This window comes from Paenibacillus sp. SAF-068, assembly GCF_051967555.1.
Taxonomy (GTDB): domain Bacteria; phylum Bacillota; class Bacilli; order Paenibacillales; family Paenibacillaceae; genus Paenibacillus.
The window spans coordinates 705647-730531 of sequence record NZ_JBQCJX010000003.1 but is presented as its reverse complement, the minus strand read 5'-3'; the positions used below and the strand labels follow the sequence as shown (position 1 = coordinate 730531).

General features: G+C 46.2%; 19 protein-coding genes. All 19 read right to left on the bottom strand.

Features of this window, described 5'->3' with window-relative positions; genetic code table 11:
• Nucleotides 1-473: 473 nt before the first annotated feature.
• A complete protein-coding gene (locus tag ACTHPG_RS20880) occupies nt 474-815 on the bottom strand; it encodes a hypothetical protein (protein WP_017691958.1) in 342 nt (113 codons plus the stop codon).
• A gap of 204 nt (nt 816-1019) precedes the next feature.
• Nucleotides 1020-4979 carry an S-layer homology domain-containing protein gene (locus ACTHPG_RS20875; RefSeq protein ID WP_440391338.1) on the bottom strand — a complete coding sequence of 1320 codons (3960 nt, stop codon included), beginning with the start codon at nt 4977-4979 and terminating at the stop codon, nt 1020-1022.
• 165 nt (nt 4980-5144) lie between these two features.
• Nucleotides 5145-6272 (bottom strand): glycosyltransferase family 4 protein, encoded by a 1128-nt coding sequence (locus ACTHPG_RS20870; RefSeq protein ID WP_315937577.1) that lies wholly within the window; start codon nt 6270-6272, stop codon nt 5145-5147.
• Nucleotides 6273-6645: 373 nt separating this feature from the next.
• On the bottom strand, nt 6646-7404 hold the full coding sequence (locus ACTHPG_RS20865) for a WecB/TagA/CpsF family glycosyltransferase (RefSeq protein WP_440391337.1): 759 nt from the start codon (nt 7402-7404) through the stop codon (nt 6646-6648).
• 7 nt (nt 7405-7411) lie between these two features.
• On the bottom strand, nt 7412-8593 hold the full coding sequence (gene csaB / locus ACTHPG_RS20860) for a polysaccharide pyruvyl transferase CsaB (protein ID WP_440391336.1): 1182 nt from the start codon (nt 8591-8593) through the stop codon (nt 7412-7414).
• Complete coding sequence (locus ACTHPG_RS20855) at nt 8569-10590, bottom strand: DUF5693 family protein (RefSeq protein WP_440391335.1); 2022 nt, start codon at nt 10588-10590, stop codon at nt 8569-8571. The genes csaB and ACTHPG_RS20855 overlap by 25 nt, the downstream gene beginning before the upstream one ends.
• Before the next feature lie 216 nt (nt 10591-10806).
• The gene (locus ACTHPG_RS20850) at nt 10807-12528 is read right to left on the bottom strand and encodes a phospho-sugar mutase (RefSeq protein WP_440391334.1); all 1722 of its coding nucleotides are present in this window, start codon (nt 12526-12528) and stop codon (nt 10807-10809) included.
• A gap of 111 nt (nt 12529-12639) precedes the next feature.
• Nucleotides 12640-13071, bottom strand: coding sequence for a 3-hydroxyacyl-ACP dehydratase FabZ (gene fabZ, locus ACTHPG_RS20845; protein ID WP_145324406.1), 432 nt, complete (start codon nt 13069-13071; stop codon nt 12640-12642).
• A gap of 521 nt (nt 13072-13592) precedes the next feature.
• On the bottom strand, nt 13593-13817 hold the full coding sequence (locus ACTHPG_RS20840) for a DNA-directed RNA polymerase subunit beta (RefSeq protein ID WP_017691949.1): 225 nt from the start codon (nt 13815-13817) through the stop codon (nt 13593-13595).
• A gap of 12 nt (nt 13818-13829) precedes the next feature.
• Entirely contained in the window at nt 13830-14669 is an 840-nt protein-coding gene (locus ACTHPG_RS20835; protein ID WP_440391333.1) for a flagellar hook-basal body protein, read from the bottom strand.
• Between the two features lie 44 nt (nt 14670-14713).
• Nucleotides 14714-15598, bottom strand: coding sequence for a flagellar hook-basal body protein (locus ACTHPG_RS20830; RefSeq protein WP_440391332.1), 885 nt, complete (start codon nt 15596-15598; stop codon nt 14714-14716).
• A 102-nt stretch (nt 15599-15700) separates the two neighbouring features.
• Complete coding sequence (locus ACTHPG_RS20825; RefSeq protein WP_440391331.1) at nt 15701-16699, bottom strand: rod shape-determining protein; 999 nt, start codon at nt 16697-16699, stop codon at nt 15701-15703.
• Between the two features lie 219 nt (nt 16700-16918).
• Nucleotides 16919-17206, bottom strand: a complete 288-nt coding sequence (gene spoIIID / locus ACTHPG_RS20820) for a sporulation transcriptional regulator SpoIIID (RefSeq protein WP_024632710.1) — start codon at nt 17204-17206, stop codon at nt 16919-16921.
• A gap of 170 nt (nt 17207-17376) precedes the next feature.
• Nucleotides 17377-18117, bottom strand: a complete 741-nt coding sequence (locus ACTHPG_RS20815) for a peptidoglycan DD-metalloendopeptidase family protein (RefSeq protein ID WP_440391330.1) — start codon at nt 18115-18117, stop codon at nt 17377-17379.
• 335 nt (nt 18118-18452) lie between these two features.
• Nucleotides 18453-19799 carry a stage II sporulation protein D gene (gene spoIID, locus ACTHPG_RS20810; protein WP_440391329.1) on the bottom strand — a complete coding sequence of 449 codons (1347 nt, stop codon included), beginning with the start codon at nt 19797-19799 and terminating at the stop codon, nt 18453-18455.
• A gap of 468 nt (nt 19800-20267) precedes the next feature.
• Complete coding sequence (murA, locus tag ACTHPG_RS20805) at nt 20268-21614, bottom strand: UDP-N-acetylglucosamine 1-carboxyvinyltransferase (protein WP_278299125.1); 1347 nt, start codon at nt 21612-21614, stop codon at nt 20268-20270.
• Between the two features lie 523 nt (nt 21615-22137).
• Nucleotides 22138-22395, bottom strand: a complete 258-nt coding sequence (locus ACTHPG_RS20800; RefSeq protein WP_017691941.1) for a DUF1146 family protein — start codon at nt 22393-22395, stop codon at nt 22138-22140.
• A 605-nt stretch (nt 22396-23000) separates the two neighbouring features.
• Complete coding sequence (locus tag ACTHPG_RS20795) at nt 23001-23405, bottom strand: F0F1 ATP synthase subunit epsilon (protein WP_062836965.1); 405 nt, start codon at nt 23403-23405, stop codon at nt 23001-23003.
• A gap of 60 nt (nt 23406-23465) precedes the next feature.
• Complete coding sequence (atpD, locus tag ACTHPG_RS20790) at nt 23466-24869, bottom strand: F0F1 ATP synthase subunit beta (RefSeq protein WP_440391328.1); 1404 nt, start codon at nt 24867-24869, stop codon at nt 23466-23468.
• Nucleotides 24870-24885 lie beyond the last annotated feature (16 nt).

Sequence of the window (24885 nt, the reverse complement as noted above, 5' to 3'; positions counted from 1 at the left end):
AAGTTAATATAAATGATGTCTGTGAGCATATCACAGAAACTTGTAAACAAGATAATAGAATCACACGTAAATAGAGTAGTTTCCTAATCCTACCTACGTATTATACAATGGGTCTCTCGTGCCGTAAAGCAATTTTTTCTAATAAATAGACAAGATTCTTCACGAGGTCATTCTTGGTAAGTTGCCCAATGTTTTCGACTCTACATCTTAAACGCAGCAGATTTCAAAAAGTTGCGGATTCCTCAAAAAAAGTTTTGAACTTATTTATGTATTGATGCAGTGCGGTCTCTAGCGGGTTCAAAACCTTTAATGCAGCTGAATTTATAACCTTTTCTTTGAAATCACCCTGTGTAAGGAATGATGTAGACGTTTATTTATACCCGTTATTTTCCACAATGAAGCGACAAAATCTTAAATATTGAAATAAAAAAAGAGGGCCCTCAGGGCCCTCTTCTTAAATAAGTGACTATAATTTAGCGGATCTTCATCGCCAGCTCAATAATTTGAGCACGCATATTCGGATCACTGTTCAATCTCAGATACATATCGTCAATTGGTTGTCTGTTCTCCCGGTAGGTTTTCTCGTGCTTCATCGTAGTATGAGACCATTCAATCAATTCATTCTCAGCCAGAACCAGATTGTTATACGCATCATGGAAACCGGTGGACTGTACAAGTCCTTCCATTACTTCCTGAGAGATCTCTTCGGTCTTACGTGTATCTTCCAACTTTTTCTCCAGAATGACTGCCTGCTTCTCGAACTGTGTCTTTGCCTTCATGTAACCCAATTGGGCTCTCGAATAAATCGGTTTCATTAGCTAACTTCACCCTCTAGATCATTGTGTATTTACCGTTATTGTATCTTAATCTCTCGCAAATTACAAAAATAGTTATTGGTAAAAAACAGATTTCTTCTATTATAAATGAATTCTATATAAGCTCTTCTACTGTCATAAAAAGAACCCACCCCTTTAGTAAAAGGGACAGGTCTTTCCTAAAATTAACTCAACACTGCTAGATTAGCTCAATGTTTTAGGGAATAGTTTCGTGCTCTTCTTAAGCAGTTCTACAGCAATCTTGGCTGCTTCTGCACGAGTCATATTACCTTTTGGATTGAATTGGAATTGCGTTTTGGCTGCACCTGGAATGTTTACAGGGCTTCCTTCCATGATTTTCGCTTTGGTAACCGCCACAATGGCTGGTCGTGCATAGAAATCGATAGAAGTTGAATCCAGGAACGATTTGGCCAACGTAGCCGTCAACTTACTGTCATTGGCCGCAAGCTTGGCATTCATCGCCCGTGCGATCATAACAGCTGCCTGCTCCCGTGTAACCGGCTGATCCGGTCCAAAGAAGCCATCACTAAGTCCTTGAACAATACCTGCACGTGCTGCTGTTTCGATCGCTTCATATGTCCAACGATCCGATTTGGTGTTCTCCGAAACGTCAGTGAAGGTTGTTTTGCTTGGTTTTACCAATTGAATGTCCATTCCTTTGACAAGCAAGGTAGCAAATTCGCCACGTGTAGTCTGATCATCCGCACCAAATGCATTGGTTCTGAGCGGATTCATAATTCCTTTGGAATACATCGCATTCAGCAAGTTACGTGCCCATGGATGATTCGTGATATCCGGGTAGCTTTGACTTTGCTTCATAACTTTGTAATAACCAAATTCGTCAAACGGTACGGTAATGGTGTGACTCTTCGTATCCACTGCACCACCTATGGAGACCCATTTACCTACATTAGAGTCATCCGAGTAACGATATACCGTAATTGTAGACCCTACGTCATCAACAATGGATGGATCATAGCTCAGCGTTAACGTTCCGCGCTGGGATGGGGTCAGAATACGCTCCTGAGCATATCTCGTAAACTCTCCATCAATGGAATACGGCGTAATTCCGTTCGTTCCTGCTTTGTATCCGTTCGTACCACGATCACCCAGTTCACCCAGACCACCGTTGATCCAGTAAATATCAGATACTTGAGTAAAGTTGGCTGTATTGATCACTGAGGCGAAGAAACTCGACAACTCGGTAGGAATACGGATTACGCTGGCACCATTGGTGCTTCTGTCATCTGCATTAACACCGATAACATTACCGTAGTCATTCTTACGTTCTACAACGCCATCTTTTGGATCAGCGATACCAAACAACAGTTTGTTGTCTGGATAGAACTTCACCATGCCACTTGTTGTTGTTGATTGCAGTACCGTTCCTTTCGGGAATGAAAGCACCACATTTTTGTTAAACACAGTATATTTGTTGGCTACCTTAGGAGCCATGAACTGTGAATCAATCGCGATCGCACCTGTATAATACACATTAATCGTATCGTTGATCGTGCCGCCCTCGCGGATAATCTGAATTTTGATTGCATTATTCTTGTCTGCTTTGAGTCCTACATAATCCAATACAAAACGGTTATTCATATCTGTACGTTTAACGGCTGGCTCTTTGCCAATTAATACTTGAGAAGCTCCTTCAGCTTCAATATCGAAGCGAACAAAGTTTTTGTTCACAACGATGTTATTACCTACCGTAGGTTGTGGAGACAAAATGCGGTAAGAGGAAGGTTCGCGTACAATCTCCAAACGTTGTGTCGTTCTCGCACCTGTGCTGTTGATCAGTTCGAGTGTGTACACATGTGTTCCTGGTACATCAAACTTAAGATTCTGAATCCGTGCGATAAACAGGTCACTGTTACCAGTAATATCATAGCTTGGCAACCCGGCTGTAGCTGGTTGGTTCACTTCAAAAATCGTTGTACTTGTCAGTTCTTTGGTAAAGATTTTATCAGAACCAAAGTAGACGTTCACAATATCAGCACCGCCGCCATTAATGACGAGATCATAATTTTCTTCACTTGTTACATACTTGTCTTCTTTGAACGCAAATTCAGGTGTAACGGAGAAAATGCGCTTCATCTCATCATCTTCATATTGCGTGATCGGTTTGTTGATAAATTGCTGACGTGAGTCCTTAGGAATCAGTGTAGGCATGAAAGATGTTACTGTCGATTGATTTTGGTCAATGACATTGATCTTCAGCGTAGTTGAGATCGTGATTGGAAGTTTATTCGCATCCTCATCTGTAGCACGTATTAAAATGGTATTCTCACCATAGACAATCGGTCCTGATTTTAAGACGGGAAGATCTACACTGAACGTTCCATCCTCTTTTTTCGGGAATGTGGTTGAAGGTGTGAATTTTTTACCATTTACAAATATTTCCGCGATAAAGTTATCTCCGTCTAGGGTTTTGAAACCAATGAAACGACCTTTTAACGTAAGCTTATCCGTACTGCTCTTGGAGTTAAAAGTGTAGGTTTGTCCGTTTTGAAGACTTTCCACATAAATAGAACTCGCTGTTACATAAGAAATTTTCACAATCTTAGGTAAGTTTGTCGGACTACCATAGTAAAAGCGTACTTGTTGGTCTCCACCAAGGAAACCGGAAACCTTATAAACTTTTTTGTTAGTAGGTAAACCATCGGGTCCCTCTACGGTTCCATCAATCGTTAACTTAGTCGTGCCTGTTGGCAGATATTCACCTACAAGCGTCCCTGAGATAGGTTCACTGGATTCTACCAAGATGTAGAATTCATCGTTTTGCAGCTTAGTGCCATCAAGTTTTGTTTGGGAATCAATGGCTTCGCCTTCTTTATAATCAGGCAAATAATAGATCTCTGTAATATCCTGTGCCCCTGGGGAGAAGGTATAGCTCGCATTATACCCTGCACTGAAATTACCATACGCAAGACGGAGACGAAGCGTTTGATCCTTCTTCGGAGATGTGCCATCCGCGGCAAGTTCCAAATTATACGGTGTTGTAACCTTGAATTTTACCAATCGATACTCAATGGTTACACCATCGGAACCCGTGATAAGTACTTCTTCAGCCGGGACCGTTTCAAACACAAAATTAGTTGGTTGCGTCAAGTTGCCATTAGACAGCGTGATCTCACCATTCGTCGGACTAAATGGATTAGGGCTCGCTGAATAAGGAAGCAGCACCTGTCCAGTCAAGGTTGCCGTTGTTTGACTAGCACCTGTAAAGGTAGGATTGCTACCCAAAATAGACTTGTCCTGTCCACCCAATTGTACCTTCAGATCTGTGAAAGGTTGATCTTTATCAAAATAATAAATGGAACGTTCTGTTTCAATGGCATTGGATGCACTTGAAATTTTGAACTTCAGATTATTCAGTCCTGCTTTTAATGCTAACTGTGGCAAGAAGAACGATCCATCTTGCAACATGGAAGCATTGATCTCGTCTCCGCCGTTCACTTTTACGCTTACAAGCGTAGAGTTCTGCACTTTACCTTGAATAGATACACGTTGGGTATCTACAACCGTGTTGGAACCTTCATTCAAGTTATAGGACTTGTTACCGCCAGTAGCGGAACTGTCCGTAAATACTTGGAAGCTCTCAATAAATGGAGCCTGATCGTACAATACATAAAATGTATCTGAGCGTTCAACTGATCCCTGGTTACCCGAGAAAGTAACCCGGTTGAATCCCGGGAACAGATTCAGGTTATTGGCTGTGAATTTGTTATTACCACTTGGATCAGCAGTAACCGCAGTTGTAATTGATTTAGTGGAGTCTGGTACCCATTTGCTATCTGAACCGGATGTAACCAAGTTCAGTTGTTCCACTTTAACCTTCAAGCTCGTATTGGATACAAACGCATAAGAACCTGAAATTGTAATTGATGAAGTTGAGGTTGTGTATGCATTCGAACGTGTCAAGAAAGCCTTGGTTGCATCTGGAACTATAGATAGAGCAGCGGTCTCCCGCAATGTTCTAAGATCTGGCGTAAAATATGTGGTATAAGCATTAGATCCAGGAGTTACCGGATCACCGTCTGCAGCCGAAGCAACAGCCCCACCGAATAGACCCTGCGGGAACAATGAGAACACCATGGTGACCAACATGATCCAGACCAACGGCCGTTTCTTTTGTTGCATTACGTATCATCTCTCCTCTTTTTAAGTCAGTTACCTTTATATATCGGCAAAAGGTTCCAATTATTTAGTAAAAATCTCAAAAAAAACAAAAAACCTTATCCACCAGGGATAAGGTTGGGTCTGGAATAATATTCAAGAATGGCTGTAACCATTACATTTATCTATTTATGATTTCGAACGAGTCTCCGGGCTCATCTTGACGCGCATGCGCATCAGGAAGTTAATAACCGGTCTTCTCGTTTTGCTAACAAGTCCGATGACTTCTGCTCCCACTTGGAGGAAGAACATCATGATACAGATGACCACAAACGTTACCCAGTTCGCTTCGAACATGGCAGCGGAAGATTGGATAATCGCCAGAACTCCGAAGAACGCAGCGATTCCATAAATAATCAGTACCGTCTGACGGTGACTGAATCCAAGTTCACGCAAGCAGTGATGCAGGTGGCCTTTATCCGGTGCGAAAATCGGTTTCCGTTGTACCGCACGACGGATAATCGCGAAGAAGGTATCCGAGAGCGGCACACCGATAATAATCAACGGGGTAATGAAGGACACGATAGCAATTTGCTTGAATCCGAGCATGGACAACATCGCAAGAGAGAAACCAAGGAATAGTGATCCGGTATCCCCCATGAAGATCTTAGCCGGGTGGAAGTTGAAGAACAGGAATCCGATAATACTACCCAGCAATACAAGACACATCAAGGCAATCATCATGTTCCCCATCAGGAAGGACATCACGGCAATGGTACCAATGGCAATACCAGATACACCGGCAGCCAGACCATCCAGACCATCAATCAGGTTAATCGCATTCGTTACTCCAACGATCCATAAGATCGTCAGCGGAATGGATACCCAAGCTTCGAGTGAAGAATAGGAATCCTGAAAAGGAATGTTAACGAAATCTACGCGGATGTTAAATCCGAATACAACGACAGAAGCAGCAACGATCTGACCAAGCAGCTTCACTTTGGCCGACAGTTCAAACCGATCATCAAGTGCTCCGATCAGCACGATAATTGTTCCACCAATCAGAAACGCGCTGACAAAACTCATGTCCCGAGTTGTGAACCATGCGGATACAAATGGAAGCAATGCAGCAACTGTAATAATAAAGGCCAGGAATATCCCTAGACCACCAAGACGCGGCATGATCCGTGTGTGTACCTTACGTGCATTCGGCGTATCCATTGCGCCAATGCGGACTGCGAACTTTTTGACAAGCGGTGTCAGGGCAAGAGCCAGTCCCATTGACACGATAAATCCAATGATAAAGATCGCTACCATTTGAACATTCGACCCCCAATTATAATACCTGTACGAAATTATAAATCCCCTGATCTCTTTTATATATAAAAAATATTGTTAGTCACTTTTGATGAAAAATGCCATTTGCACCAGAACGGAGAGGGCAGAAATAACCTGTAGAAGCGAAGCGTTCGCCTTTATCGCGGGATTTCAACCTTAGAAAGGTAGATAAAAGAAATCCAGAGATAACAGCGATCAAAAGGTTATTCTGACATCGAAGTGGCTATGTGCAACTAAAAGTTTCATGTAAGTGGCACACATCTAATCCGGAATGAATTATACGCCGATCCCACCCGAAAAGCTATCCTCAATTTCTAGCATAAACAAGCAATTATCTCTTAATTACCTGTTTTTAACGGACTTTTGTCACGTTTTCTTTGTCACGCATCACCTTAACAGCGAATTTCGGAAGCGCAAGCATCCGGCCAGCCCGGCTTGGTTCACGCAATAAGCGATAGAACCACTCCAGTCTTAACTTTTGGAACAGCATAGGCGCACGTTTGGTTTTACCCGAGATCACATCAAAGCTGCCGCCAACGCCCATGGTTACGGGAACCTGCAGTGCATCTTTGTGCTTGTGAATCCAGGGTTCTTGTGTGTCGGCCCCACGTGCTACAAACAACAGATCAGGCGAAACTTCACGAATGGAAGCGATGACCTGTTCATCCTCAGCCGGACCAAAATAACCGTCGCGATAACCCACAATTCGAATCGCCGGATATTGCTGTTGTAACCGAACTGCCGTTTCTTGAATCACCTCAGGGGTGGAACCGAGTAAATATACGCCCCATCGATAGTTTTCTCCAACACGCAGCAATTCATGTAAAAGCTCAAATCCCGGCACTCGCTCAGCTACAGGATCTCCACAATAATTCGCCGCCCATACGACACCTGTTCCATCAGGAACAATCAATTCCGCAGATTGCATAACTTCCATGATTGCGGGATTTTCCAGTGCAGCCATAACCATAATCGGGTTGGCTGTAATGACTTGATGTGGTTGCTTGGACAGCACAGCTTCCTGGAGAACCTTTACCGTTTCTTTCATCGTCAGTTTGGAAAAAGGAATGCCGTAGATCGAAACGGTAGGTATGGATCCGGTCTGACTCATCTTTATCTCATCCTTTGCGGCCTAAATAGTTAATAATCTGCTGTGCAGGCACTCTGGCTTCCTGCTTCAGTTGGGTGATACCTTCTTCATGTTCCTTCAGCCACTGCGAACGTTGATCCAGCAGTCCAACGACAGTCTTGGCGAGTTTGTCGCCATCGAGTGAGCTCGTATCCCCTGCGGGTTCACTATCCAGTCGAAGCAAGAATTGATCGATTTTCGGATCATACGAGATGCCCACCGGTGGCACATACTGCGAAGCTGCATAAATCAGACTGTGCAGACGCATACCGATGACAAGATCACACTTGCTGACTTCCTCCAACATAAGCTGAGGGTCGGTCAGATCCTGTGCGATGCTAACCTCACTGCCTTTGCTGGTCACATCACCGAGCAATTCCATAAGGAATCGTGATGCTTGTTCATCAATCGGCAAATGAAATGGCAGAAAACGCAAGTGCACAGCTCGTTTGGAACACAACTTTTTTAATCCCGCGGCAATAGCCGTTAGCTCTTTACGATCCGACTCCCAGAACCGTACGGATATGCCGATCACAGGAAGCTTCGTGTGTGCTCCAGATGTAGTTTCCACTCGATTAGCTTCGGCAGCACCATTGGCTAAGACTGAACCTGCACCACTCTCAACTTTTGCTTCAGGTAATGGCAAACCCATTACCGGGTCGGGTACAACATGGATCTGATTCCACTGTAGCCCGAGCCCACGCAGGTAGTCTGCAGATTGTTCATCCCGAACGGACACATAGGTGCAGGCCTTGAAGACCGATTTGATCATCGGATTAAAAAATTTACGATTCACAGGACCAATTCCCTGTGCATAGATAAACGTCGGCTTTTTCAACATCTGAGCCAGCTTGATCACGCCCAGATAATAAGGAATGGATTTCAGTCCAGTTGCATCCTGCAATAGACTTCCTCCGCCACTGATTAGCCCATCGCTCTCCTTGAGTGCTTCACGGACTTCCTTCAATTTCATACGATGCACGGAGCGCACACCGTACATGGAGGTAGTCCACTCGGGATCACCCGAGAGAACAATCGGTTCAATGGTGACGTCCGACCTTTGGCTTTCCTCTTCCAGTGCTGTCAGAATCGACTTTAGCACCGCTTCGTCTCCGCTGTTGCGGAATCCGTAATACCCTGAGATGACTAACTTTTGAGAAGTGGTGACCATTTTTTCCAACATCCTTCCGCTACTTGCCACACACCCACAGCAATGATACCGAAGATTAAGCCAAGTCCCAATCCCATCACTCCACGAATGAGTGACAATACAGCCGGCGTATGGATATGCGCGAACGTATCCACCATGGACAACTGTCCAATCGCTGCAATAATGAGCACAAAGATGACTTTACGATATTTTAAAGCGGCGAACACGCCAACGATAAACAGCGGGTGTCCCAGCATAAATTCTTTGAATCTCGGACGTACACCGAACGTATCTTCCAACGTGGTACGCAGGAACATCTCGAATGGTGTTACTGATCCCGAGTTGCCTGTACGGCTCAAGTAATAGTATCCAACAACGGCAGCAACGAGCGCCAAAACAACCATTAACACATTGATTGGCATACGAAGCATTTCTTTAATTTTCTGAATAGAGAACGATCCTGAACCACGATAAAACACAATGTATATCGCTACCAGCGCCATAGGTGCAAAGTGCAACAGACTTACGCCGCGGAATTGGTTGATTACCAGACTGTACGTAATGCTGTTAAGCAACGCGATGACAAAAGGTACTGCCAGGAACGAAATAATTGACGTTCTTACATATAAAACTACAGTCTGTCTCAAACGACGACCCGCAGATGCATCGGGTTGACGCTGTTGCTGATAGTTCACGGTACGAACGGCCAGCACCATCGCTATGGTCGGCGCCGCTATAGCCACAAGCAAGGCAATTCCTTGCTCCAGCAGCGTTGGTTTCAAGAGGAACAATCCTGCACTGCCCACTAGAGCAACCACAAATGCGATCAAGGTCAATAGTGGGATGAAATAAGAAACCATAAGCGCAATCATCGCAATCGCACCAACGAGAGCAACCAGCTTGGCATAACGCTGAATCGACGAATCCTTCACTGTGAATGCTTCAGCTTGTCCAAGTTCGAAGCCATGCTTCGCCATACGTTCTATCGCATGACCAGGTTCACCCAGGCTGTTGATCAAATTCTCAATCGGATCTGTAATCATGGCTTTAGCTGTATTCCGGCTTGGTGATGCATTCATATAGAGCATACGAATGTTGCGGTCTTTGGTTGCCAGAACAAAACGGTCAGCGATCGTATCTACGTCCAGATTGGCATCGCCATCACTAAGTGAGTATAGACGCGTAACGTTATAGTCCGTTTTATACGCAAGGGTCTGGAATCCAGACTGCGGTTTCTTCAAGTTCTCGATAGCTGCAAGACCAATATTGTGCTTGTTCAGCAACTGTGCGAATTGATCGAGACTTTTCATCTCTGCATTATCATTGTACCCTTTCACAGCATCACCATCAAACAAGATGCGCTTTACGCCATTCTCTTCGAAGAAGGTAAGCAAGCGCTCCATCGATTCCTGGCTGTATGGCACACTGTCCGAGATCCGCGGCAAGATGTAGAATCCTTTATCACGCAGCATCTTCACGGCAACCGGATCGGGCTGCAAAGGCTGCATGTTGGCATTCTCCGGAGGAGTCTGCAATATTAAGCCGCTACGACCTTCATACTCCCAAGGAACTACCGGGATCTGCCGATCAGCGAACGTTTGTTCAATAATAGGGGTATACGTCTGTGCATTTTCCTCCGATGTAAATAACACATACGTGTAATTTGCGTTAGAAGGAATTACATCTTTGGTCAGGTTCGCGAGATCCTGGCCGTTATATACCATTAGTCGGCGTGTCTTTCTCAGCTCGTCCAATGTACTTTCGAACACAGCCATCGTTGTTACGCCTGCGTCTTTCAGACGCGTTAATTGTTCGTTCATGAAATCTTGCGGATGTGCCTGATACGCGGAGATATCCAGCAGTCCCCGATAGTTGAAAACAAGTTCTACCTTTTTGGCAGAAGATTCTGTCTGCACCCGATCACTGATTACAGGGATCGACGCAACCAGACCGATAATAACGACGAGCCACAACCACTTCCGAGAAGCGTTATTCCAATAAAGCCATTTTTGACGCACTACATGTACCTCCTCAAGTGTTGGAACCAAATGCACGTTCAGCTCAAGTAATTCATTCATTTAACATATATACAATAGGTTACAAACAGCTTGTGTCAACTAGCCCTGATATATGCCAGTCTATCTACACTTTTATTTCAAAGAAAAACCCCTCCGCCAACCAACCTTACGGTGCGGAGAGGCCTTCTCATGTTCTTGCTCATTGTTGCATTCGTATTATTGTGCGTCTACACGCGACATTACGGTAGTCACCAGACGCTCGATCCGGCTTTCTGCATCTTCCAAACTCTCTCCACGCACGGCGAAGTATACTTTGATCTTCGGTTCTGTTCCTGAAGGACGCAAGCAGAACCATGAACCGTCTGCCAAAATGAACTTCAGTACGTTCTCCTTCGGCAGACCATCCAGACCAAGGGAATAATCCAGTACATCCGTTACAGCAATTCCCGCTACTTCTTGTGGCGGATTGGAACGCCAGTCCGTCATTTTGGCCTGAATTTGAGCTACGCCGTCTTTGCCTTTCAGCGTACGGGACTCCAGCTTCTCCAGGAAATATCCGAATTGGTTGTATAGCTCTTGCAAAACATCATAGAGCGTCTTACCTTGACTCTTATAATACGCTGCAGCTTCAGCAATCAGCATCGAGGCAAGGACGGCATCCTTGTCACGGGCATAGTTTCCTGAAAGGTAGCCATAACTCTCTTCATATCCGAACAAGAAAGTATGACTGCCTGTTGCTTCGAATTGGTTCATTTTTTCACCAATATATTTGAAGCCTGTCAGTGTATTCATCACTTCAGCACCGTAATGTTCAGCAATAACAGCACCCATCTCACTGGTTACGATCGTTTTGACAACTGCACCGTTGCTCGGCAATGTTCCGGTCTCTTGCAGGCGACTTAGCAGGTAATGTACCATAATGGCACCAGACTGGTTACCGGACAAGACGAAATATTTGCCATCGTTGTCTTTCACGACTGCACCCATACGGTCTGCATCCGGATCTGTTCCGATCAGAATGTCAGCGCCCACGGATTCTCCCAGCTTCATTGCAAGCGTAAACGCTTCGCGTTCCTCCGGGTTAGGGGATTTCACGGTAGAGAACTCAGCATCCGGCTGTTCCTGTTCAGCTACAATGTGCACCTGCTCGAATCCGATCTGCTCCAGTACACGACGTACAGGGATGTTGCCTGTTCCATGCAGCGGTGTGTAAACGATTCTGAAATCACGGCCAATGCCGGACTGGATCAATTCGCGGCTCAGACTGCGGCTTGATACGGTATCCACGAACGCTTGGTCTTGGTCTTCACCCAACCAGATCAGGAGGCCTTGAGCTTCTGCTTCTTCTTGCGTCAGCTTCTTCACGTCAGCAAGGGAAGGCACTTCCTGGATGTACTGAATGACTTTTTCCGCTTCATCCGGCACCAATTGACCGCCCTCATGATTGTACACTTTGTATCCGTTATATTCTGGTGGGTTATGACTCGCTGTTACAACGATTCCGCCAGTTGCCTTCTGATGACGCACCGCGAATGACAACTCCGGAGTTGAACGCAGGGATGGGAACAGCTTGGCTACAATGCCGTTTCCAGCCAGTACAAGCGCAGCATCCAGTGTGAATTCAGGTGAGAAATGACGGGAATCATGAGCAATGACAACAGAAGGTTTACCTTCCTTATCACCATGCTGCTCAAGCAAATACCGCGCGAATCCTTGCGTTGCCCGACCTACGGTGTAACGGTTCATCCGGTTGCTTCCGGCACCAATGACTCCACGCAATCCCCCTGTACCAAACTCCAGGTTTCTGTAAAAACGTTCCTCCAGCTCTTTCGGCTGATCCTGCAAGTCACGAAGCTCCTGTTTCGTTGCTTCATCAATCGAAGCATCCTCCAACCATTGCTGCAACGTCTCTGCTGCTGCTGTGCTTAACTGTTCCATTCCGATAAACCCCTTCCGTCTATATAAATTCAGGTGTGCTGAGATACTTCAGCATCTTGCATCATTCGGTCCAACAAAGTTCCTGCATGATGTCAATGCTCACGTATGTAATCAGCTTGGGTCAGACAGTGCAAACATAATCTCGCCTTCAGCGACCACTTTATCGTCTACACGGGCGGTTGCTTTACCTTTACCAATCGAACCCTTCAGGCGTGTAATCTCCACTTCCAGGATCAACGTATCTCCGGGCACAACTTGTCCACGGAATCGGAAGTTGTCCAGTCCCGCCAAAAAGCCGATCTTGCCTTTGTTGCCTTCCATATTCAGAATGGCTACTGCACCAACTTGAGCCAGCGCTTCTGTAATCAGTACACCCGGCATTACCGGATACTCTGGAAAATGACCAATGAAGAATGGTTCGTTAATGGTTACGTTCTTCAGACCAACGGCACGTTTGCCATCCTCAATCTCTAGAATCTTGTCCACCAGCAAAAACGGGGGACGGTGCGGGATGATTTCTTGAATCTGTTTGATATCGAGCACAGTGTAATCTCCTCTCGGGATGTTTATATGAGCATTCTTCATCATAAAGTTCTCATGGTAGCACAGGTGAGCGTTACGGTCACGGATCGTTCTTCTGATCGCTGTTGTTTCCTAATGTTTCTGAAATATTTTTCAGATGGATAACATTAGGAAACAGCTTATGCTTTCGAAGCAGCTTTCTTTACAGAAAGCTTTTAGGCGAGCGCTTCGCTTCTTTCGAACGATTCCGTTCCCTCCACTTACTTCGGTGCGGCATGAAAATTAATTATGACCAAATCGAACCTCATATAAAGGTTTTTAATTTTAAAATGGTGTATGGAAAGCATATTTTCGGTTAACACTAGTTATATCCTTCATGACTGCAGTAGTGAAGGTTAAGATAAGGGGTCTCTCTTCGCGATGACGAATGTCTTTCGCAGGGGAGGCCTCTTTTGACGTCAAACGTCATCCATCATTATACTGTTTTCAACGTCAAAAAGAAAACTCCTGCCTGCGCAGGAGTTTTCGCTTAAGTCGTTACATTATGGAGCGAACACCAGATTATATACATGTTCCCATGTACTCCATTGCCACACGGAACCGATATCCTGTTTGCCCAGTACCACATAGCCAGCTACCATTCCGCCAGCAAGGGCAAGAACAAGCAGGACCGGAACCAGGAACCATCTTGCGATGCGCCATCCACTCTTCTTCTTCTTGACTTCCTTCTTCTCCGGCTTACTGTTCTGCTGCTGTGTTTCTGTCATCACATTCACCTTTTACGCTCTCATAGTGTTGGCAAGACCCATCATGGAGTCACTCGAAGTTAGCGCCTTAGCCGCCAGCTGGTAGGTCCGCTGTCCTTGCATAAGCAAAGACATCTCCTGAGTCAGATCCACATTGGATTGCTCCAGATAACCGGGACGAATCATGGCAACCGATTGGCGCGTGGCCGCGTTGGCACCGAATACATCATCCTCGGTTAATCCTGCATCCAGACCGAACAGGTTGTCCGAATACTGTACCAGCCCCTCAGGGCGTTCAATGTCTACCACTTGCAGTTGTGCTCCAATGGTGGCATTCGCCTCATTACCGCGCCGGATTAACAGGTTGCCATTTTCATCAAAAGCAACTTTGCTATTATTCGGTGCCGTAATACGGTTGCCTAGACGATCCAAGGCAAAGTGACCTTCGCCATTGACCATTACCATCATATCTGGAGAATTCGGAGTAGGCTTCGGTCTTGTATCGGGTACAAAATGAAATGCACCCTGACGTGTCCACATTTTCTCTCCATTTGCTTCAACTGCAAACATGGCATTTCCTTCAATGGCGAGATCGGTCGGAAGGCCAGTCTCGTTCAAGGTGCCTTGAGACATATCCTTCGTCACATCTGCCAAACGGGCACCAAAACCGAGGTTATATCCCATCGGTGTGGAGCGTCCATCCAGTTTGTACTTGTCCGGTTGTTGTTGAACCCGGGTCAGCACATCCTCGAAGGCCGCTTGTTTGCTTTTATAGCCTGCCGTATTCACGTTGGCAATATTATCGGAAATGACATCCAGACGCTGCTGTATGGCAGTCATGGAAACCTTGGCACTGATCATGGAATTATTCATCGGTGGTTACCCTCCCGCTGTGCGGTTATATTTTAACGTCGGCGTTATACACGCCCGACTTCATTGACGGCTTTTTCCAGACTGCGATCGTAAAATTGTACGACCTTTTGATTCGCTTCATATGCACGGTATGCGGCGTTCATATCAACCGTTGCCTGTGAAGCATCGACATTCGAGCCTTCCAGGTACCCCTGACGGATCTGCACATTATCACCCGCAGCCATCATCCGGGCCGTGGCCCCATTTTCATCACTCAGACTGAAATTGCCATTCCCTTGACGAACCAGTTGATTCGGCTGGTCAATGACACTAATACCGAGAGTAACCCCAGTCGGTGCACCCGTTGCTGCATCCACCAAACGGCCTTGCTCATCCACTTTAAATTGCTCTACGGAACCTGTCAACACAACAGGTTGTCCATTATTATCCAACACTTGAGAACCTGTCGAGCTCAGCAATTGTCCCGTTCCTGTAATCTCGAAGTGACCATCACGTGTATATCCGGTGTTACCGTCTGCATCCTGAACTGTAAAATACGCTTGAGGCTGGTAAGTCACCGTACCATCGGCCCGTACAAATTTGCCTGATGCGTCAAACGGGACAGGTTGTCCAGTCTGCGGATCATTGACAGTCATATTGGATGAAATGGAAAAATCATTTTTCTGCCCAGTCTCCATAATGGTCCCCTGCAAATTCATGGACAAACTCTCTTCCGCGAACACCCCCGTGTTCAGCTTGCCCAGCCGCTTTGTCGGGAGATTTGCATCTCCGCCTACCAAGGTAATGAGCATTTCCGGGAAGGAACGGCTTACGCTGTTCACTTGTTTGTATCCCGTGGTGTTCATATTTACGATATTCTGTGTTGCTGTGTCATGGCGGCGTTGTTGCGTAATCATTCCCGCAGTAGCGGTGTACAGACCTCTTAACATGAATTAACCCCTCTCCTCAAGCGCTTGACCTGCATCTCAGGTTGGCTGCTTGTCCGTTCTGCTTTCCGAGCATGGCGAACCTATGCTTTTTATATCGGCAGATTAGAACTTTTTCTTAACCACCTGATCCAAATTATTAAGCATAATGCCTGTCCCCTTCACGACACAGTGCATTGGATCTTCCGCAACCCATACCGGAACATGTAATTCATTGGACAAAAGCTCGTCCAGTCCGTTCAGCAATGCACCTCCACCAGTCAAAACAACACCACGGTCGATAATGTCCGCTGACAATTCAGGCGGTGTACGTTCCAATACCGATTTGGCTGCCACGATGATGGATTGCACGGAATCCCAAAGCGCTTCCTGTACTTCATTTCCCGATACCGTTACGGTAACAGGCAGACCGGATACCATATCACGTCCGCGAATGTCCATCTCCGTTTGACGCCCACTCGGATTTACGGAACCAATCGCAATTTTGATATCTTCAGCGGTCCGTTCACCGATCATAAGCTTGTACTTGGCTTTGATAAACTTGATAATAGCTTCGTCGAACTTGTCCCCTGCGACTTTAATAGAAGAGGCGGTGACCACGTCGCCCATAGAGAGAACTGCAACGTTAGTCGTACCGCCGCCGATATCCACGACCATATTGCCGCTCGGCTGAAAAATATCCATTCCCGCACCGATCGCTGCCGCTTTCGGCTCTTCTTCCAGAAACACTTCTTTGGCACCGCTGCGTTCTGCCGCCTCGCGGATGGCCTTCTGCTCCACAGAAGTAATGTTCGTTGGTGCACAGATCAAAATTCGAGGGTGGCTGTACCAGCTTCTTGCACCCACACGATTAATGAAATGTCTGAGCATTGCTTCCGTAATCTCGAAGTCCGCAATAACGCCATCACGCAGCGGTCTAATGGCAACAATGTTACCTGGAGTACGCCCCACCATACGACGCGCCTCTTCCCCAACAGCAAGGACACGCTTCGTATCGCTTTCAATGGTCACGACGGAAGGTTCATCGAGGACAACCCCACTTCCTTTCACGTGAATAAGCACGTTGGCCGTGCCAAGATCAATACCGATATCCTTGCTAAACATAAAAGAGCCCCCAAAGTGATATTATTTGGTCAGCGTATCCTGTGAAAAAGAGTCCCTTATCACGTCACCGCTCGTTCGACAAAGTGCAACATATATATGTAAAAATCGGGCTGATAAGATGTCATAATTCGATCCTGTACCAGCTTTTAACATATCATACTTCAGGGGAGGGATTCAATGCATGTGTGAGCTTTTTGGCCTACGTCTTCAAGAAGATGCTTACGATTTGGCGGAAGCCAACACCTCACGTTTCTTGCCACTCGTTTTTTTGTATTTAATTTTGGTCGCTTCCCCGCCCCGCAAATGACGGATGGACTTGTGATACTCCAAAATGTGTTTCACCTGGTCAGCAAGATCAGGGTTGATTTCCGGCAGACGCTCCGTCAGATCCTTATGCACAGTACTCTTTGACACGCCGAATTCTTTGGCTATGGTACGGACCGTATTCCTCGTCTCAACAATGCAGCGACCAATTTTGATGGTCCGTTCCTTGATGTAATCGTGCACGCTCCCGCCTCCCTACTGTGTGGATAGTTTGGTACATTATATGAGGAGCATGCCTATATATTCGCGGTTTAGAGGTGTGACAAGCTTCGAAGGTCCCATTATTTTCTGAAAAGCACAAAAAGAGCAGAGGTTCAACCCTCTGCCCGTCATGTTGCTGCGGTAAAAATCATTTATTTTTCCGGAAGATATCCTTGCGGGTTAACCGGCTGTCCGTCTTCGTACACTTCAAAGTGAAGGTGGTTGCCGAGCGTTTTACCCAGTTCATTGACGCCAGCGGATGCGATCGCATCTCCCTGTTTCACTTCGTCGTCCTGTTTCACTTTGACGTCTGCCAAGCTTTGGTATACCGTCTTCAGGTTATCGCTGTGTGTAATTTCCACAACCTGACCTGTGAGCGGATTCTGCTCAACCCGGGTAACTTTACCGGCAAGTGCTGCTTTGACTTCAAACGTTTTGTTATCCCCACGTGCCAGATCCACACCCGTGTTCGGGATAAATGTATCATTGTACTGCACCATTGCCGCTTCATGTTCCTCGGTTGAAGCTTCGCTGTCATAGAAAGGTTTCACTACCGAAATTTCGGACGGTACCGCTACCGGCCATACAAAATTCTCCGACTTTGCAACAACTTCCACACTTTCTTCTTCTCCGCCTGCTGCTGTTCCTTCTGTACCCGCCGATGCACCTGTTTCTACTGCTTCTTTAGCAGAGTCCGGGTTCATAGCTTTGTCGCCTGTTCCCTGATAGACCCACACTAAGGTTAGTATAATGCCTGCTGCTGCGATGTAGGCTGCCGGGAAGACCCAGCGTTTGGACATTGCTCTTTTCCATGAAGAGGGCTGGTTAGCCGGTACTCCTTGAGTTGTTTTAGGAGTTTCTTCTTGGACTGTTTTTTTGTTTTGTTCATTCATCTTGATCACCTCAGTAACAAGTGTTACCGGGTGCAACTCTTTTATACACGCGCGACTCTAATTATTTTCACGGAGGTTTCAGAGAGTGCTATATATGTGTGGAGATGAGTGTTAGTACGAGCTCCGCTTCTACAGGTCTTTTCTGTCCCCTGCGCTCTCCATACGCTAGCACTCTCCTCCTATATAGCCGAATCTTGAAAGCTCCGGAAGGGATGTTGCTAGAGAAGACTCGGTTGGCTGTAGAGGCCATTCCTTCTATGAAGTGCATTTATTGGCTAAAAGCGAAATGATATAGGATGTGACTGGATAACACAGTTTAAGGCGCCTAGGTTCTCCTACTTCGATGCAAGCATCTTGGATGCCTGTCCGAATGAGATGCCGGTATAGTAGTGTTTGAGAATCTGGGTAGCCGTGTGGCCCTCTTGCGCCATGCCATTTGCTCCCCATTGGCTCATGCCAACCCCATGCCCGTAGCCATACGTTGTAATCTGGACCTCGTCACCCGTAGTCTTCCAACTGAACTGGCTGGATCTTAATCCGAGAAGCTTGCGAACCTCTGGGCCGCTGAATGTTTCACCAGCAATTTGCATTTCCTTAATTCGATGTCCTTTGGTTGTAGACAACACTTCCATCCACGATCCACTCTTCTGGGTAGTAACCGGAATGGCATCCAGGTTCAGCTTCTGCAGAATCTCGTTACGCTTCATCGTAACGGTCTGCTTGTAGCCTGGTGCCAGGCTTTTATCCCAGGGACTGTCTACACTTTGCAGATACGGCACGGCGTTACCCCATACATCCTCTGCGTTCTCGGTATACCCATTACTTGTGGAAAAAAAGGATGCGGTGATCGCCTTGCCCTGATATGTCATCACCGTATCTCGACTTTCGCGTACAGCCTGTTGCAGCTTCTCCCATTCCTTCGCCTTCCCCAGTCGAGTCCATTCCGATTTCACCTGATCTGGCGGAATAAACACTTGATGGCTTACCGTATCCGTCACATCCGCCGCGCCTGATGGAACACCACTTGTATCACTAGCAGCAAGTCTTCGCACAATAAATGTTCGGGCTGCGATCGCCTGTGCCTTTAACGCTTCCAGCCTGAATTCCGCTGGCATCTCAGCTGCCACCACCCCGGTAACATAGTCTTCCAGTGGCAGATTCATCGTTGTCCCTGTTGCGGACAGGTATACCCTTACCTTGGGTTCAGGGTAGGTAACAGGAACAGCTGGCGCAGGAGCTGGGGTTCTTGTAGTGCTGGCATCTGTTGGAGCAGGGATCGGCTTTGGTGATTCACCTGTCCGCGGCCATACCAGAATTACCGGAATTAGCAGAGCCATTGCCAATAAGGCAGATACAGCAGCCGCAGGTTGCCACCGTGTAGAGTTGCGTCCCCGTCCCCATCGGGGTTTTCGCCCGAATGTCCGCATTCGGCGACGCTTCACACGGCGGAATTCGTCCAGCTCAATAACAGGTATATGAATATGCGCGGTTGCCTGCCGGTTCACTTCATCTGTCGACACCCGTTCTGAAGTTGATAATTTTGCAGGCTGTGATGAAACAGTCCTCAGTTTTAATGGGGCAGGCTTGTCTTTTTCCACTCCAGATACGACATTCTTCTCAGGTTCTTGCATACCTGGACGGGGGACAAGTGGTACCTTTACCTGTACACTAGCTTCTTTCATTCGACTATAACCCTCCGTTATCTATGGCCGGTCATGTGCCGGTCGTGTTGTTCAAATCCATAGTTTAGGGTATGAGCTAGCTCGATCTGATAGAACCTGATTTAAGAGAAACGAGTCTCTTTTCGTTCTGTGCAATTTCCTGTTTTCTTTTGCTATGTACATCTTAGAAACGTTGATCTGTCGCTGAATACCGGTGTTTAGCTGGACCCAACACCCTATATAAAGTACGCTCTTTCATTTGGTTCAGGATGGATACAGAATACGATGTTATGCTATACAAGTTAGGACCAGCTATTAATAGAATCAGGTATCAAATATCTCGTTGTCTTCTGAAAAGTAAACACAAAAAAAGCCAAGCCAGATGGCTTAGCTTTATCATTTTTACAATATACGTTCCATCGCATTCATAATCCACACAACTGTGTGACTCATAATAGGGGGACCATATTTTTTCTATTCAATCCAGTGTTAAGCCAGAGTTGGTTGCACCTTAAACATCGGCACTTCTTTCTCCACCTTTTCACTAGGTGCTTTGGTTGCTTCCAGCTTAGGCTCATCAACCGAGATCCGATAGATGTCAGCGCCAAGTCCGTTAAGCTTCTCAGCGAGATGTACATAGCCACGGTCGATGTGATGAACACCACCAACTTCCGTTGTACCTTCAGCAACAAGACCTGCAATAATGAGTGCGGCACCCGCACGCAAATCGGTAGCCGTTACTTTGGCACCCTTCAGTTTGGCATTACCTGTGATGATGGACGAACGTCCTTCAACTTTGATCTCCGCATTCATCAATTGGAACTCATCCACATGCATGAAGCGGTTTTCAAAAACAGTCTCTGTCACGACACTGGTTCCTTCAGATGCGAGCAAAAGAGCCATCATCTGAGATTGCATATCTGTCGGGAATCCTGGGTAAGGTAATGTTTTCACATCCACAGCCTTAAGAGGACGATCTGCGATTACACGCACGCCATTCTCATCCGGTTGGATCGTTACACCCATCTCTTCAAGCTTCGCGATAACGGAACCTAAGTGATCAGAAATTGCACCTTCAATATACACGTCACCGCCAGAAATTGCAGCAGCAGCCATATACGTACCAGCTTCTACCCGATCCGGAATAACGGTGTGTGTAACGCCTGACAGTTTCTCCACACCTTCAATGCGGATCACTCCAGTACCAGCACCACGTACAATGGCACCCATTCCATTCAGGAAGTTGGCAAGATCCACAATCTCAGGTTCTTTGGCCGCGTTCTCCAGAACAGTCACACCTTCGGCCAATGTTGCAGCCATCATAATATTTTGAGTGGCACCTACGGAAGCCACATCCAGATAAATTTTCGCGCCACGCAACCGTCCTTGGCTACGAGCTTCGATGTAACCTTGGCCCAAGCTGATCTCTGCGCCCATGGCTTCAAAACCCTTCAAATGCTGATCAATAGGCCGTGTACCGATGGCACATCCACCAGGAAGTGAGATTCTTGTATGACCCATTCGCGTCAACAAAGGCCCCATGACCAGGAAAGACGCCCGCATTTTACTAACCCATTCATACGGGGCTTCACAGGAAGTAAGTTTCTCCGCATTTACGGTAATCACTTCGTCCCGGTATGTAACTCCCGCTCCCAGCGATTCCAACACCTTGTTAATCGTCATCACATCGTCTAGAGGAGGCGCGTCAATAATAACGCTTTGTCCTTCTTCCCCTAAGAGAGAGGCAGCGATGATCGGAAGAACAGAATTTTTAGCGCCGCTAACTTTGACACTTCCGGTCAACCTTTTGCCACCGCGGACGATAAATTTGCTCATCATGGTTCCCTCCGCGCTTTTATTCCCTTTTCTTCATTCCGGAATACGTAAGCCCCACTGTGTGTAGAAAGGACTGTTGCTGTGTGTGGAATTTCGACATAAACTGGCATATTGCCACAGATGTCTGTTCAGAAAAGAATTGGTTTTTATAATCCATATCAATGATACCATGTGCCGTGCATCTTGCTATTCAGCATGTAAAATCAGTGTCCTACAAGCCAGCAAAGCATCAGAACAGACAGAGTGGGATGGTTATTAGCCGGCATGAACCGGATATCCCGTTTATAACTACAAAATAAGTGAACAATTGTGAATTCCCTAACTTCCATCATAACATTGTTGATTTGTACGATACAAGCATTTTTTACATAAAACATCTCAAATTCATCCAATTTTACGTCACACTTTTTTCTTAATTTCTTTACCGACAACTCATACTCTAATTGTTAACACAATTAATCGATGTTATTCGACAATGAGCTCCTTCAAGGGCCTAACAGATGATTAACCAACCATCTCAACATTAAAACAAATTACGCAACATTTGAGTCCAGGACAAGTAGTCAATGACAAAGCCAGCAACGGCATGCCCCAAGATAATGGCGAGCAACAAATGTAACAGTCTTCCTTGAGCACCTCTTGGCTGTCTGATAATTAAATCCAATTTGAGATTTGTCAAAGCCCACCATGACAACGCAATACATAAAAGAGAGACGATGATCGAAACCAAGCCATTGGTGCTTAACGCCTGGTTCACCTGATTCGTCAGATCAGTATCCATATATTCTTTACCTCCACATTTGTTGCAGCAGTCAGCATATCATATGCCTGGCACCCATAACTTGTTAGTATACTGGAATGTCTTAAACACAAAATACTGAGCGTACTGTCAGTTTTACTCCTGCCAAGCAGGAATCCCCTGATGCCCAAAGAGCGAGCAGCAACAATCCGGCAGTGCATGACTATGGAATCTACTACGCAGCTTCCTGCTTCTGCTGACTCTATGGAATATAGGCTCTTTCATCATACATTGTCAATTACATTGATTTCCACTTCTAAAATATTTTAATTTTAAAAGGACGGGATTTTGTGACTAAAACGACATAAAAGAGCGCTATTTCGATATCGATTCTGTCATTTCCTCGGAAATAATTTTAAATCTCTTATGAAAAAAATGGTTCTCTTAGTGGTAAATGCGCCCATTACTTTAGTCCTACATTCTATTCAAATCCTCATAATTGGTGAATCATTTGCTTAAAATACTTCTGTTTACTGAAGGACCTATGGAATTTGTGGCCAGCCACTTTGATATATTCGATCAAACCATTCTATTAAACAAACTCAAAAAAGCCCGGCAGATTAATCCGCCGGGCTTCCAAGAATCGTTTATTTGCCAAATACATTAATCCGGTTAACCGCTTTTTGCAGCGCAATCTCTGCACGACGGTGATCAAAGTGATCCTGATTGCTTTGGCTTGCAAGCCGACGTTCTGCCCGCTCTTTCGCCGCACGCGCACGATCCACATCAATGTTTTCCGGGAATTCAGCACTCTCTGCGAGTACAACAACCTTATCTTTACGTACTTCAATAAACCCGCCACCGATAGCAACTTGTTTATTTTCTTTTCCGTTACGAATATAGATTGGTGCAATCTGCAAAGGTGTAACCATAGGAATATGACCTGGCAGAATGCCCAGTTCCCCTTCAATACCACGAGCCGTGATGCTATCCACTTGTTCTGAATACACCAGACGCTCGGGTGTTACGATTTCCAACAAAAAGGTGCTCAATTCCATCCCTCCTGAAACTATCCGAAGGATAGCCCGCATAAGGACAATCCTGGATTCAGACTAAACCAGTGTTTTGGCTTTCTCCACTGCCTCTTCAATTGTACCAACAAAGAGGAAAGCTGCTTCCGGAAGATCATCATACTTACCTTCGAGAATCTCTTTAAAGCTGCGCACCGTTTCTTTAACCGGAACGTATTTACCCGGAATACCGTTAAATGCTTCAGCAACGTGGAAAGGCTGGGACAAGAAACGTTGGATTTTACGAGCACGATATACAAGCGCTCTGTCTTCCTCACTCAACTCGTCCATACCCAGGATTGCAATGATATCTTGCAATTCATTGTAACGCGCCAAGATACGTTTAACGCCTTGAGCTACGCTGTAGTGTTCTTCACCTACAACTTCAGGGGACAAGATCCGGGAGCTGGAAGCCAGCGGATCTACCGCAGGGTAGATACCCATCTCGGAAATTTTACGCTCCAGGTTCGTCGTTGCATCCAAGTGGGCAAACGTCGTTGCAGGAGCCGGGTCAGTGTAGTCATCCGCAGGCACGTAGATGGCCTGGATGGATGTTACAGAACCTTTTTTCGTTGAAGTGATACGTTCTTGCAGTTGACCCATTTCTGTTGCCAGCGTAGGCTGGTAACCAACCGCGGAAGGCATACGTCCAAGCAAGGCGGATACTTCTGAACCCGCTTGGGTGAAACGGAAGATGTTATCGATAAAGAGCAACACGTCACGGCCTTCTTCATCACGGAAATATTCCGCCATCGTCAGACCTGTGAGGGCAACACGAAGACGTGCGCCTGGAGGCTCGTTCATTTGTCCGAAGACCATTGCTGTTTTGTTGATAACGCCGGAATCACTCATCTCGTGATACAAGTCATTACCTTCACGTGTACGCTCACCAACACCCGCGAATACGGAGATACCGCCGTGCTCTTGTGCGATGTTGTTGATCAATTCCTGAATCGTTACCGTCTTACCTACACCGGCACCACCGAAGAGGCCGATTTTACCACCCTTAGCGTAAGGGGCAAGCAAGTCGATAACTTTGATTCCTGTCTCCAGCATCTCTGCTTGGGTAGTCAGTTCATCAAATGCAGGTGCTGAACGGTGAATCGGATTTTTGTGCTCAGAAGCTACGGCACCGCCAGTATCAATTGCTTCACCGAGTACGTTAAATACACGACCCAGTGTTGCTTCTCCGACGGGTACAGAGATTGGTGCTCCTGTATCTAAAGCTTCCATACCACGAACAAGTCCATCCGTGGAGGACATCGCAATACAACGTACTCGGTTGTCACCCAGATGTTTTGAAGCTTCGAGTGTAAGGTTTACACTAACGCCGCTCTCACTTACTGTAGTGATCGTAATGGCATTGAGGATTTCCGGCAGACCGCCGCGATCAAACTCGACGTCAACAACCGGACCCATGATGCTCACAACGCGTCCTTTGTTCATCTTAACGTTCCCCTCC